Here is a 12579-nt window from a genome sequence, read left to right as displayed (position 1 = left end):
TTCCGGGGCCGGCGAGGACGTCGCGGCCCTGCACCGCCGCATCGCCAAGCTGGAGCGCATCAACGCCGCCCTGATGTCCCAGGTCGAGCGGACGATGGACCAGCGCGGCAGCGCCTACTCGCTGTTCCAGACCGCCATCACCCTTGAGGGCCAGGTCCGCTCCCGCACCGAGGAGCTGACGGCGCTGATGCGCAGCCTCGAGCGCTCGAACCAGGCGCTCACCGCCGCCAAGGAGGAGGCCGAGCGGGCCAACCGCTCGAAGACCCGCTTCCTCGCCGCCGCGAGCCACGACCTGCTCCAGCCCCTCAACGCCGCGCGGCTGTCGATCTCGGCGCTCGCCGACATGCGGATGGGGCCGGAACCCCGCGTCGTCGTCGGCCAGGTCGAGCGGGGCCTGCAGACCATCGAGGACCTGATCAAGACGCTGCTCGACATCTCGAAGCTCGATGCCGGGCTGATCCAGCCGGTGGTGCGGCCGGTGCGCGTCGCCGACGTACTCGAGAGCGTCGAGGCGAGCTTCGGGCCGCTCGCCGCCCGCAAGGGCCTGCGCCTCTCGGTCCGCGGCGGGCAGGCCTGGGTGGCGAGCGACCTCGTGCTGCTCCAGCGCATCCTGCAGAACCTGGTCTCGAACGCGATCCGCTACACCGCCGCCGGCGGCGTGCTGGTGGCGGCGCGCCGGCGCGGCTCCGCGATCCGCATCGACGTGGTCGATTCCGGCGCCGGCATCCCGGAGGACGAGCAGGACCTGATCTTCGAGGAGTTCCACCGCGGCGGGCGCGAGAGCGTCGACGGCGAGATCGCGCTCGGGCTCGGCCTGTCGATCGTGCGCCGCTCGGCCCAGGCGCTCGGCCACCACCTCACCCTCGTCTCCCGGGTCGGCCACGGCTCGCGCTTCAGCCTGCACCTCGCTCCGTGCGCCCCCGAGCCGACCCGGCCCACCCCCTCGCTGGTGCCGCCGACGAGCCTCACCGGCGCCCGCATCGCGCTCATCGAGAACGACAAGGCGGCCTTGGAGGCCCTGGCGCGGCTGTTCCACGGCTGGGACGCCAACGCCTTCGCGGCGCGCGACCACCTCAGCCTGGTGCGCCTTCTCGGCACGACCTGGTGCCCCGACGTCGTCGTCGCCGATTTCCACCTCGACGGCGGCGCCTGCGGCCTCGACACCGTGGAGTGGCTGCGCTCCGTCCACGGCCACGACATCCCGGCGGTGATCACCACCGCCGACCACTCGTCCGAGGTCGAGGCGCGGGTGCGGGCGGCCCGCTGCGAGCTGGTCCACAAGCCGCTGAAGCCGGCGCAGCTGCGGGCGCTGCTCGCGCACCTGCTGACCCGCGGCTGAGCCCCGTCGCGCTCGCGCCGGCACTGTTTCCGGAAGATGTCCGACTCCGATCGACGCCGGGCGGCTCGTCGACGGCCGCTGTCGTGGCCTGGAGACTAGGCCGATCGGACTATATCTTAGCGTTTCTACTGTGTATCTAAAACGGAAAATACTCGTATGGACTAGGCACAATGAGAAATAGACGGTTGCGCGCGCGCAACATACTGCGTGATTGCGAGTTTGGTGCCGCTGGAACGGATTATTTGCCCGCTCATCTGTGGCATCTCTCCTGAATGCGGGGAGGTCCAGCGTGGCACGGATATTACTGACGGGCGCAACCGGCTTTCTGGGCGGCGCCGTCCTTCACCAGGCCTTGAGCCGCCGCGACGGCACCGAGTGGGTGTGCCTGGTGCGCTGCGCCACCGCCGAGCAGGGCCGGCAGCGGATCGCCGCGCGGCTGTCGCGCTTCACCGACGCCTTCACCGCCCAGCGCCTCGCGCGCCTGGTCGAGGTGGTGCCGGGCGACTTCACCCGCGCCGACCTCGACGCCGATCCGCGGCTCGATTCGGTCACCCACGTCCTGCATCTCGCCGCCGACACCTCGTGGTGGGGCGAGGAGCGGGTCAGCCGCACCAACCACGACGGCACGCTGGCGCTCGCCCGCCGGGCGCGGGGCATGCCGGGCCTCGTGCGCTTCCTGCACGTCAGCACCGCGATGATCTGCGGCGCCGAGGCGCCGTCCCTCGTCGAGGAGGCGGCCTATCCCTCGCCCCAGGCCCGCCACCTCGTCGCCTACACGGTCTCGAAGGCCGCGGCGGAGACCTCGCTCGCCGGCAGCTTCTCCGACCTGCCGATCGTCGTCGCCCGGCCCTCGATCGTCGTCGGCCACTCGACCCTCGGCGCCGCGCCGAGCTCGAGCATCCTGTGGGTGATCCGCGCCGCCGACCGGCTGCGCCTGGTGCCGTGCGCGCCCGAGAGCGCCGTCGACATCGTCCCGGTCGACTGGGTCGCCGACAGCCTGCTCGGCCTGCTGCGCAAGCCGCAGCTCGCCCACACCCTCTACCACATCTCGGCCGGCGCCGGCGCCCGCGCCCGCTGGGACGACCTGATGCGGGCCTTCGCGGCCGCCGATCCGGCGGGCGGCCCGCGCGACGACTTCGCCCGCTTCGACCTCGCCGCCGACCGGGCGCTCCTACGCCGGCGCTTCGCCGAGACCTTCGGCCTCGACGGGGCGCTCAAGCAGGCGATGCTGCGGGCGGTACGGGCCTACTACGCCTTCTGCTCCCTCGACCTGACCTTCTCCAACGAGCGCCTGCTCGCCGAGGGCCTGACGCCTCCGCCGGCCTTCACCGACTACCTCAAGGTCTGCCTCGAGAACGCGCCCGAGATCGCCGAGCAGTTCGCCGACGACCTCGAGATGTTCGTGGCGCCCCAGGCCAATCCGGCCCTGCCGCGGACGGCGAGCGCATGAACCCGTTCCTCACCCTCGCGGTCGCCATCCTGGCGGAGATCACCGCCACCCTGTCGCTCAAGGCCGCCGACGGGCTCACCCGTCCCGGCCCGACGCTCCTGGTGGCGCTGGGCTACGGCACCGCGTTGTGGCTGATGTCGAGCAGCATGGACATGCTGCCGATCGGCATCGTCTACGCGATCTGGGCCGGCGTCGGCATGGTCGGCGCCGCGCTCGGCGGCGCGATCCTGTTCGGCGAGCCGGTGACCCCGCTGATGATCGTCGGCATCGGGGTGATCGCGGTCGGCGTCGGCATCCTGGCGGCGGCCCAGGCTCACGCCTGAGGGCTCGCCGCGGCGAGGAGCTGCACCGCGCCGTCGATCGCCTCGCGCATCGCCGCCTCGTCCCAGTGCACCCGGGCGAGCACGTAGCCGCCCTCGACGACCGCGATCAGCGCGGCCGCGACCGCGCCGGGCGCGAGGCCCGGCGCCAATCCGCCCGCGTCCCGCGCTTCCTCCAGGCATCCGTGCAAGGATGCCCGGATGTGCCCGACATAGGCCGCGACCGGATCGCGCAGGACGGGTTCCTCCATCGCCGCCTCGTTGGCGAGGCGGGCGAGGCGGCAGCCGCGCAGGGCCTGCCGCTCCCGGGTCAGGTAGGCCCGGACCCGGTCGAGGGGCGGAGGGCCGGGGGCGAACAGCGCGTCGATCACCGCGATCTCCTCCGCGGCCATTTCGGCGAGGGCGGCGGCTGCCACCTCCCGCTTGCCGGGGAAGTGGTGGTAGAGGCTGCCCTGGCCGGCCCCGCTCAGGGCCAGCACGTCCCGCGGGCTCGTCGCCTCGTAGCCGCGCTCCCACAGCAGCGCCTTCGCCGCGGCGACGATCGCCTCGCGCTTCGATGATCCTGGCCGCGCCACCGCTCCTACCTCCTGCCGACGGAAACGCGGTATGCCGTGGCCGGGCCCGTCAGGCCAGGGGCCGGGCCGTTTCCGCCAGATGGGGCGGCGCGGCATCTGCGTAGGTCGCGAGGCCATGGCCGAAGGACCAGTTCTCGCGGGCGATCTCCACCAGGGTGACCAGGACGTCCTCCGGCCGGATCCCGAGCCGGCCCAGATTCGCGGCGATCCTGGCGAACAGGGCCTTCTTCTGCGCGACGCGGCGCCCGGTCGAGAGATGGATCTGGATCATCACCAGGTCGTCGGTGCGGGCGATGCCGAGATAGGAGGGATCGTAGATCACGTCGTCGAATTGGCTCGAGACGACCTGGAACCGGTCGTCGGGCGGGATGCCGATGCTGTCGACGAGGGCGGCGTGGACGGCGTCGGCGATGGCGCGGCGCTGGTCCGACGAACGGTCGCGCTTCAGCGTGATGGTGGCGAGGGGCATGGGCGAATCTCCCGGAGAGGTCTTACGCGGCCGCGACGGCAGCCTCGTCCCTTCTATTGTACCTACTGGTATGTATGGAATGGCGGCGGGCGCATTGCAGGCTTGCTCCGCGCGCGGCCGTGCCGCGCTACCGCTCCAGGATCATCGCCCCGGTATCCTGGCGCGCCTGCCAGCCGTGGCGGACCAGCTCCGGATCGGCGTGCTCCTCCGCCGGGTATCCGACGCAGAGATAGGCGATCAGCCGCCACGCGGCCGGCACGTCGAGGGCAGCCGCGACCTCCTCCGGGCACAGGATCGAGACCCAGCCGACGCCGAGCCCGTGGGCGCGGGCGGCGAGCCAGAAAGTGTGGATCGCCGTGACGGCGGAATAGCGCAGCATCTCCGGCATGGTCGCGCGGCCGAGCCCGTGGCCGGCCTCCGTCGCCTCGTCGCAGAACACCGCCAGATGCACCGGCGCCTCGCGCAGGCCCGCGAGCTTGAGGCCCCGATAGGCGCTCGCGCGGGCATCGTCGTAGGCGGCGGCCGCCGCCTCGTTGCAGCGGGAAAAGCTCCCGGCCACGGCCGCGCGCCGCGCCGGATCGGCGACGCGCACGAAGCGCCAGGGCTGGCTGTTGCCGACCGAGGGGCTGAGGCAGGTGAGCGCGAGGGCGTCGCGCAGGGCCTCCTCCGGCACCGGGTCGGCGCGGAAGCGCCGCACGTCGCGGCGCCAGGCGACCAGCTCCGCGAAGCGGGCCCGGAACTCGCTTCCGAATTCCGGCGCGCCGGTCGCGTTCATCGTTGCGCCGGGCCCGGCTGCGCGAGGTCGCCGAGCAGGCTGGCCGCCACCGACACCTTCGAGACCGTCAGCCCCGAGGCCGCGATGGCGGCGATCGCGGTGCGGATGCGGGCGAGCGACGCGCCGCGGGCCTGGCTCCAGGCCTCGACCGCGGCGGCGCCCTCCTGGTCGAACGCGGCGGCCTCGGCGGTGAGCGCCCGGTGGGCCGAGGCGAGGCCCGCCACCGCGCGCTCGAGCGCGATGCGGTCGAAGGTGTCGGCCACCGGCACCGCCCGGGCGGCGGCGGCGAGCGCGTTGAGGCGGAAGAGGTCGGCGAGCGCGAAGTGGGTCGCGGCGATCGCCGCCGGCGGGCGCCCGGTCGCCTCGGCGACCTGGACGATGTCGGGCGCCGCCCCGAGCTCGCCCAGGGCCGCGAGGCGGGAGGCGAGCGCCCCCGGCACGCCGTGATCGACGAGGGTCCGGATGCGCCGGGCCAGCGCCTCGGCCGCCGCCGGGGGGAGGGCGCCCGGCAAGGCGGCCGACACCGCCGCGATGCCGTCGCGGTAGCGCGCGACCGCCGCCTCGATGCCGCCGGGCGCGGCCTCGCCGTTGCGGATGAACCAGACCATGCGCTGGCGCAGCAGGTCCTGCAACTCGGCGTAGAGGGCGAGCTGCTGGTCGCCGGCGATCGCGCCGTCGAGCCCGTCCACCGCCTTGTTGAGGTCGACCAGCCCGAAGGCGTCGCGGGTGACGGCGAAGGCGGCGGCGATCGACGGCGCCTCGGCGCCGGTCTCGTCGGCGAGCCGGCTGACGATGGTCGGCCCGCCGCGGTTGACGATGGCGTTGGCGAGACTCGTGGCGATGATCTCCCGGCGCAGGCGGTGGCCCCGCACCGCGTCGGGGTAGCGCGCCACCAGGACCGGCGGGAACGCGCGCTCCAGCTCCCGGGCGAGGTAGGGATCGTCCGGCACCGCGCTGTCGAGGAGCGCGTCCTTGAGCGCGAGCTTGGCGTAGGCCAGCAGCACCGCGAGTTCCGGCCGGGTCAGGCCCTCGCCCCCTTGCGCCCGCTCGGCGAGGACCGCGTCGGAGGGCAGGAACTCGACGCCCCGGTCGAGGCGCCCCTCGGCCTCCAGCATCTGCATCATGCGGCTGGCGAATCCCGTCTCCGGCGCGGCGGAGAGCTGGGCGAGCGAGAGGGCGAGGGTCTGGAGCTGGTTGTTGCGCAGGACCAGGTCGGCCACCGCCTCGGTCATGCCGGCGAGGAGGGCGTTGCGGCTCTCCGGGCTGAGCCGCCCGTCGCGCTCCGGGGTCGCGAGCGCGATCTTGATGTTGACCTCGACGTCCGAGGTGTTGACCCCGGCCGAGTTGTCGATCGCGTCGGTATTGAGGCGCACGCCGCGGCGCGCGGCCTCGATCCGGCCGCGCTGGGTGAGACCCAGGTTGGCGCCCTCGCCGACGACCCGGGCGCGCAGCTCCGCGCCGGTGATGCGGATCGCGTCGTTCGCCCGGTCGCCGGCCTCGTCGTCGCTCTCGGCGGTCGCGCGCACGTAGGTGCCGATGCCGCCGAACCACAAGAGGTCGACCGGTGCGCGCAGGATCGCCTGCATCACCTCGGCCGGCGTCGCCTCGGCCCGGTCGAGGCCGAGGCGGGCGCGAATCTGGGGCGAGAGCGGCACGGTCTTGGCCTGGCGCGAGAACACGCCGCCGCCGGGCGAGATCGCCCGCCGGTCGTAATCGGCCCAGGACGAGCGGGGCAGGTCGAACAGCCGCTTGCGCTCGGCATGGGCCGCGGCCGGATCGGGATCGGGATCGAGGAAGATGTCGCGGTGGTCGAAGGCGGCGACGAGCTTGAGGCAGCGCGACAGCAGCATGCCGTTGCCGAACACGTCGCCCGACATGTCGCCGACGCCCGCGACCGTGACCGGCTCGGCCTGGATGTCGATGTCGATCTCGCGGAAGTGGCGCTTGACCGCCTCCCAGGCGCCGCGGGCGGTGATGCCCATCTGCTTGTGGTCGTAGCCCTGGCTGCCGCCGGACGCGAAGGCGTCGCCGAGCCAGTGATGCGCCTCCAGCGACAGGGCGTTGGCGACGTCCGAGAAGGTGGCGGTGCCCTTGTCGGCGGCGACCACCAGGTAGGCGTCGTCCTCGTCGTGCCGCACCGTCGCGGGCGGCGGCACGATCGCGCCGTCGACGATGTTGTCGGTGAGCGAGAGCAGCGTGCGGATGAAGATCCGGTAGCTCTCGGTGCCCTCCTGCATCCAGGCCTGGCGGTCGGACGGCGGCGGCAGGCGCTTGGGGAAGAACCCGCCCTTGGCGCCGACCGGCACGATCACGGCGTTCTTGACCTGCTGCGCCTTGACGAGGCCCAGCACCTCGGTGCGGAAATCCTCGGGCCGGTCCGACCAGCGCAGGCCCCCGCGGGCGATGTAGCCGAAGCGCAGGTGCACGCCCTCGACGCGCGGCGAGTAGACGAAGATCTCGAACAGCGGGCGCGGCAGCGGCATCCCGTCGACGCGCGCGCAGCGGAACTTGAACGCGATGGTCTCGGGCGGCAGGCCGTTGCGGCCGATCTGGAAGAAGTTGGTGCGCTGCGCCGCCTCCACGAGGTTGACGAAGCGGCGCAGGATCCGGTCCTCGTCGAGGCTGGTGACGCCGGCGAGGTCCGCCTCGATCTCGGCGCGCACGACCTCCTGCCGCTCGGCGCGGTCGCCGGCCAGGCGGGGGTCGAAGCGGGCGTAGAACAGGGCGACCAGCCGGCGCGCCAGGGCCGGGTGGCGCGAGAGCGTCGCCGCGAGGTAGTCCTGGCCGTAGCGGATGCGCAGCTGGCGCAGGTAGCGCCCGAGCGCCCGCACCAGGGCGACGTCGCGCCAGCCGAGCCCGGCCTCGAGCACCAGGCGGTTGTAGGCGTCGGATTCGGCGAGGTCGCGGGCGAGCGCCAGCAGGGCCGCCTCGACCGGGCCCTCGACCGACGCGACGTCGACGGCGCCGCCGCCGGCCCGCTCCAGCACCATGTCGTGCAGCCAGACCCGGGCGCCGGCGCCCTCGGGCTTGAGGCGGTAGGAGCGCTCGTCGATGACCCGGAAGCCGAGATTCTCCAGCACCGGCACCCGCTCCGACAGCGGCAGGGCGGTATTGCGGGAGAACACCTTCAGGCCGATCCGCGTGTCGGGGTCGCCGGGCCGCCGGAAGAGGTCGACCGCCCGGGGCTGCGCTTCCGAGATCCGCTCCAGGATGGCGATGTCGGGCAGGGCCTGGGCGCCCGCATACATCTCGCGGTAGCCCGCCGGGAAGGCGTCGGCGTAGACGGCGGCGAGGCCGCGGGCGTCGCCGCCGCGGGCCTCGGCCAGCGCCTCGCGCAGGGAATCGGCCCAGGTGCGGGCAAGCTCCGCGATGCCGGCCTCGAGCGCGCCCGCGTCGATGTCGTCGGGGGGCGAGCCCGGCGTCGCCACAATGACGTGGAGGCGGGCGAGCGGGCCCTCGGGATAATCCGGCGCGATCGTCGAGAGGCGCCCGCCCAGAGCCTCGGCGAGGTAGGTGCCGATCCGGGCCTGGAGCCGGGCGTCGGTGCGGTCCTTCGGCAGGTAGGCCAGCAGCGAGACGAAGCGGCCGAACTTGTCGGGCCGGGCCAGCACCCGCACCCGCGGCCGGTCGGCGAGCGACACGATGGCGAGGGCGAAGCGCAGGAGCAGGTCGGCGTCGATCTGGAACAGGTCGTCGCGCGGATAGGTCTCGAGCACGTGGACGAGGGAGCGCCCGGCATGGCTCGTCGGGTCGAGGCCGGCCTTGGCCAGCACCGCCGCCACCTTGCGGCGCAGGTACGGCACCTCCTCGGCCCGGCTCGCATAGGCGCTGCCGGTGAACAGGCCGACGAGGCGCAACTCGCCGGGCAGCCCGCCATCCCCGGGGAACAGCTTGACCGCCACCATGTCGAGATGCGCCTGCTGGCGCACCCGCGAGCGCAGGCTCGCCTTGGTGACGAGGAGCGCCTCGGGCCCCTCGAGGAAGGCGCGGATCTCCGGCGTCACCGCCACCATGGCGTCGCCCCGGCGCAAGACCTCGACGGCGGGATCGCGCAGCAGGCCGAGCCCGCTGCCCGGCACGCCGGCATGGTCGGCGCGATCGTCCGTCCGGTACTCGCGCAGGCCGAGCAGCACGAAATGCCCGTCGCGCAGCCAGTCGAGGAAGGCGCGCGCCTCCGCCCGCTCGTCGGCGGCGAGGAGGCCGGGACCGTCGCCGTAGGCGCCCGCGGCGTGGGCCAGGCGCTCGACCATCGCCGCGTGGTCCGCCGCCGCCGCCGCGACGTCGGCGTAGACCCGGGCGAGGCTCGCCCCGAGGGCGGCGCGCGCCGCCTCGTCGTCGATCCGGTCGAGATGGATGTGGATGAAGCTCTCGCGGGCGAGGCCGTCGGTGTCGCCCGTCTCCTCCCCGGATTCCTGCGCCGTGGTCTCGCCGACGACCCGCACCAGGGCGCCGTCGGCGTCGCGCTCGACCCCGAGGATCGGGTGGGCGACGAGGCGGGGCTGGTAGCCGCGCCCGACGAGCTCGGCGAGGGTCGAATCGAGCAGGAACGGCCGGTTGGCGTTGATCGCCTCCAGCACCGTGAGGTCGCGCCGGCGCCCGCCCTGCACCACCTCGACGTCGCTGAGGCGCACCGCGCTCACCGTGCGGCCGGGCCGGGCGGCGGCGAGGTGGGCCCGGGCGGCCAGCGCCAGCTCGGCCAGGGCCTCGGGCGCGTACCCGGTCAGGTCCTCGGGCGCGACGCGGCCGAACAGGTCGCGGACGAAGCCGCCCGGGCCGCCGCTCGTCTCGGCGGCCGCCGCCGCCGCGGCGATCAGGTCTGTGCGGCTGGCCTTCGCTTCGGCGGTCGCGGTCGCGGTCGAGGGTTCCACGTCTGCATGTCCTCTGCCGAGGTTGGTGACCGGAGCGGTGGCACAGCGCACCGACCCCCGCAACCCCGGCCTCGCCCTCCGCGAGCAAACTGCCTATAGCTCGCGCATGATGACGAAGGGTGCAGGGACGGGGGAGGCAGGGGCATGACGGGCGGCGGCAAGATGGCGGGCAAGGCGGCGGGCAGGAAGACGGGATCGAAGCCGGAGGTGGGCGAGCGGCCGGCGCCGCAGGAGACGGAGGGCACCGTGATGGCCCTCGACCTCGCGCCCTCGCCGGACCTGTCGCCGGAGATGCGGGCCTACTTCGACAAGTGCCGGGAGAAGATCGGCTACGTGCCGAACGTGCTCCTCGCCTACGCCCACGACAGCGCCAAGCTCGAGGTCTTCGCGGGCCTCTACAACGACCTGATGCTGGCCCCCTCCGGCCTGTCGAAGCTGGAGCGCGAGATGATCGCCGTCGCGGTCTCGAGCGTGAACCGCTGCTATTATTGCCTCACCGCGCACGGCGCCGCGGTCCGCAGCCTCTCGGGCGACCCGGTGCTGGCCGAGATGCTGGTGATGAACTACCGCGCCGCCGACCTCTCGGCCCGCCACCGCGCCATGCTCGACTTCGCGGTCGCCCTCACCGAGGCGCCCTGGACGATCGAGGAGGAGGACCGCGAGGCCCTTCGCGATGCCGGCTTCTCCGAGCGCGACCTGTGGGACATCTCGGCGGTGGCGAGCTTCTTCAACATGTCGAACCGCATGGCCTCGGCCGTCGACATGCGCCCGAACCGCGCCTACCACGGCGAAGCCCGGACCCTGCCCGGTCCGGGCGAGGCGTGAGCCGGTCGCCCGTCGGGCACCGGGGCCGCGGCGCTCCCACACGGGGTCGGGCTCCGGGGGCTTTCGATGGGATGCGGCGGGCGATGCGGCCCGTCGTGACGATCTCCCGGAACCGCGCCGGCTCCTTCCACACATCGTGCAGGACGCGGCCGTTCACGCGATCGCACTCTCGGCCGACGTGGTCGCGTCCCGGCAGGGGAGCGTGCCGGCGTGACGACGGCGGCTGCCGACGACCGAGCGTCCTGGCACCGCGCACGGGCAGGTTTCGTCGGCCGACTGATCGGGTGAAAGGAGATTGGGGGAAGGGTACCTTCGATCCTGCCGACGATCTCGTCGTGCGATCGGCACCGTTCGGGAAGGATCCCGGAAATCCTGCGCTACGGCAGGATGGTGCGGCCGAGAGGACTCGAACCTCCACTGGTTGCCCAACTAGCACCTCAAGCTAGCGCGTCTACCAATTCCGCCACGGCCGCGGATGTTGCCGGACATCGAAAACCGGTCCAGCCTCGTCTCGAAACATCATCAACAATCGGACACGAAGACCGCTCAGCGGCGAGTGCCCCGGCAACCTCGCTCGGCGTCCGATCCCGTGAGGGGTGGGATCGTCATGCCGAATCCGGTCTCCATTCCGCTCCTTCGAGGAAGGAATGGTGCGGCCGAGAGGACTCGAACCTCCACTGGTTGCCCAACTAGCACCTCAAGCTAGCGCGTCTACCAATTCCGCCACGGCCGCGGATCGCTTCGTCTCGCCGGAAGCGGCGGGGCGGGGGTGAGACCCGTCCGAAGCGAGGCTGCGAATACCAGTCCCCTCCCGGGGACGCAAGCGCCCCGATGCGGATCCGGCGAACAATCTCGCCTAGAGAGCGTCCGACAGGGTGCCGAGCAGGGAGGCGCCGCCGTCGCCGATGCGGATGCCGGGCTCCTGCACCACCTCGGCCTTGCGGATCAGCTCGGTCACCTCCACGGAGATGCGGTTGCCCGTGACCACGATCTGGCCGCGGGCGATCGGGTGGTTGTTGGCGAGGATCTCGACCATATCGCTGTCGGTGGAATCGAGCTCGATCACCGCGCCGCGGCCCATGCGCAGCAGCATGTGGATCGGCATCCGGGTCCGCCCGAGCACGACCGCGAGGTCCACCTTGAGAATGTCGAGTACCGCCAACGGACGCACCCACCCTGATCACCACACGATGCCCCGACAATCCGATCTTATGGTGAAGCCTTGGTAAACGACCGGCTCGCAACCGCCCCGGGCAGCCTCCTGCCCGCCCCCGGCAGCCCCCCCGTCGAGTGGGTGGTGCGCGACGCGCGCCTCGATTACCGCGAGGCGGAAGCCGCGATGGAGGCGCGGGCCGCCGCGATCGCCGAGGGGCGCGCGCTGGAGCGCGTCTGGCTCGTCGAGCACCCGCCGCTCTACACCGCCGGGACCTCGGCGAAGGCGCAGGACCTGGTGGCGCCGGAGCGCTTCCCGGTCCACCGCACGGGACGGGGCGGGCAGTACACCTATCACGGCCCCGGGCAGCGGGTGGCCTACGTCATGCTCGACCTCAACCGGCGCCGGCCGGACCTGCGCGCCTACGTGGCCGCCCTCGAGGCCTGGCTGATCGACACCCTGGAGGCGTTCACGGTGCGGGGCGAGCGCCGGGAGGACCGGGTCGGCGTCTGGGTGCGCCGGCCGGAGAAGGGGCCGGGCGTCGAGGACAAGATCGCGGCGATCGGCATCCGGGTGCGGCGCTGGGCGACCTTCCACGGCGTCAGCCTGAACGTCGAGCCGGACCTGTCGCACTTCTCCGGCATCGTGCCGTGCGGCGTGCGCGAGCACGGCGTCACCAGCCTCGTCGATCTCGGCCGCCCGGTCACCCTGCCGGAGGTCGACGCGGTGCTGCGCGGGCGCTTCGAGGCGATCTTCGGGCCGACGGTCCTCGTCGACGACGACGGCCGGGCGTGAGCGCCGAGGC

10 protein-coding genes and 2 tRNA genes are annotated in these 12579 nt (G+C 73.1%); 5 read left to right on the top strand and 7 right to left on the bottom strand.

The features are described 5' to 3' along the window. The first annotated feature begins 73 nt into the window (after window positions 1–73). From A5481_RS21835 to A5481_RS21825, 3 genes are all read left to right on the top strand, one after another. A complete protein-coding gene (locus tag A5481_RS21835) occupies window positions 74–1339 on the top strand; it encodes an ATP-binding response regulator (protein ID WP_082984948.1) in 1266 nt (421 codons plus the stop codon). Window positions 1340–1628: 289 nt separating this feature from the next. Continuing rightward, window positions 1629–2789: an SDR family oxidoreductase gene (locus tag A5481_RS21830; RefSeq protein ID WP_048433352.1), complete on the top strand. Its 1161-nt coding sequence runs from the start codon at window positions 1629–1631 to the stop codon at window positions 2787–2789. Next, window positions 2786–3112, top strand: coding sequence for a DMT family transporter (locus tag A5481_RS21825; protein ID WP_048433351.1), 327 nt, complete (start codon window positions 2786–2788; stop codon window positions 3110–3112). Before A5481_RS21830 ends, A5481_RS21825 begins: the two co-directional genes overlap by 4 nt. Here the strand turns inward: A5481_RS21825 and A5481_RS21820 are convergent. The 4 genes from A5481_RS21820 to A5481_RS21805 all read right to left on the bottom strand — a co-directional run bounded on the left by A5481_RS21820 (window position 3103) and on the right by A5481_RS21805 (window position 9796). Next, window positions 3103–3684: a TetR/AcrR family transcriptional regulator gene (locus tag A5481_RS21820; protein WP_048433350.1), complete on the bottom strand. Its 582-nt coding sequence runs from the start codon at window positions 3682–3684 to the stop codon at window positions 3103–3105. The genes A5481_RS21825 and A5481_RS21820 overlap by 10 nt on opposite strands. A 49-nt stretch (window positions 3685–3733) precedes the next feature. Next, complete coding sequence (locus A5481_RS21815; RefSeq protein WP_048433349.1) at window positions 3734–4153, bottom strand: tautomerase family protein; 420 nt, start codon at window positions 4151–4153, stop codon at window positions 3734–3736. 127 nt (window positions 4154–4280) lie between these two features. Continuing rightward, window positions 4281–4928, bottom strand: a complete 648-nt coding sequence (gene bluB, locus A5481_RS21810; protein ID WP_048433348.1) for a 5,6-dimethylbenzimidazole synthase — start codon at window positions 4926–4928, stop codon at window positions 4281–4283. Next, window positions 4925–9796: an NAD-glutamate dehydrogenase gene (locus tag A5481_RS21805; RefSeq protein ID WP_048433347.1), complete on the bottom strand. Its 4872-nt coding sequence runs from the start codon at window positions 9794–9796 to the stop codon at window positions 4925–4927. The genes bluB and A5481_RS21805 overlap by 4 nt, the downstream gene beginning before the upstream one ends. A 144-nt stretch (window positions 9797–9940) precedes the next feature. On the opposite strand from A5481_RS21805, the gene A5481_RS21800 reads away from it, so the two are divergent. After that, window positions 9941–10621: a peroxidase-related enzyme gene (locus tag A5481_RS21800; RefSeq protein ID WP_425339730.1), complete on the top strand. Its 681-nt coding sequence runs from the start codon at window positions 9941–9943 to the stop codon at window positions 10619–10621. A gap of 388 nt (window positions 10622–11009) precedes the next feature. Here A5481_RS21800 and A5481_RS21795 read toward each other — a convergent pair. The 3 genes from A5481_RS21795 to A5481_RS21785 form a co-directional block, all read right to left on the bottom strand. Next, a tRNA-Leu gene (locus tag A5481_RS21795) sits at window positions 11010–11094 on the bottom strand. A gap of 175 nt (window positions 11095–11269) precedes the next feature. After that, a tRNA-Leu gene (locus A5481_RS21790) sits at window positions 11270–11354 on the bottom strand. A gap of 123 nt (window positions 11355–11477) precedes the next feature. Continuing rightward, complete coding sequence (locus A5481_RS21785) at window positions 11478–11783, bottom strand: FliM/FliN family flagellar motor switch protein (protein ID WP_048433346.1); 306 nt, start codon at window positions 11781–11783, stop codon at window positions 11478–11480. A 60-nt stretch (window positions 11784–11843) separates the two neighbouring features. On the opposite strand from A5481_RS21785, the gene lipB reads away from it, so the two are divergent. After that, entirely contained in the window at window positions 11844–12569 is a 726-nt protein-coding gene (lipB, locus tag A5481_RS21780) for a lipoyl(octanoyl) transferase LipB (protein WP_048433345.1), read from the top strand. The last annotated feature ends 10 nt before the right edge of the window (window positions 12570–12579 follow it).

This window comes from Methylobacterium platani (assembly GCF_001653715.1).
GTDB classification, from domain to species: Bacteria; Pseudomonadota; Alphaproteobacteria; order Rhizobiales; family Beijerinckiaceae; genus Methylobacterium; species Methylobacterium platani.
The sequence above is the reverse complement of the archived record's forward strand: the minus strand, read 5'-3'. Positions and strand labels throughout refer to the sequence as shown.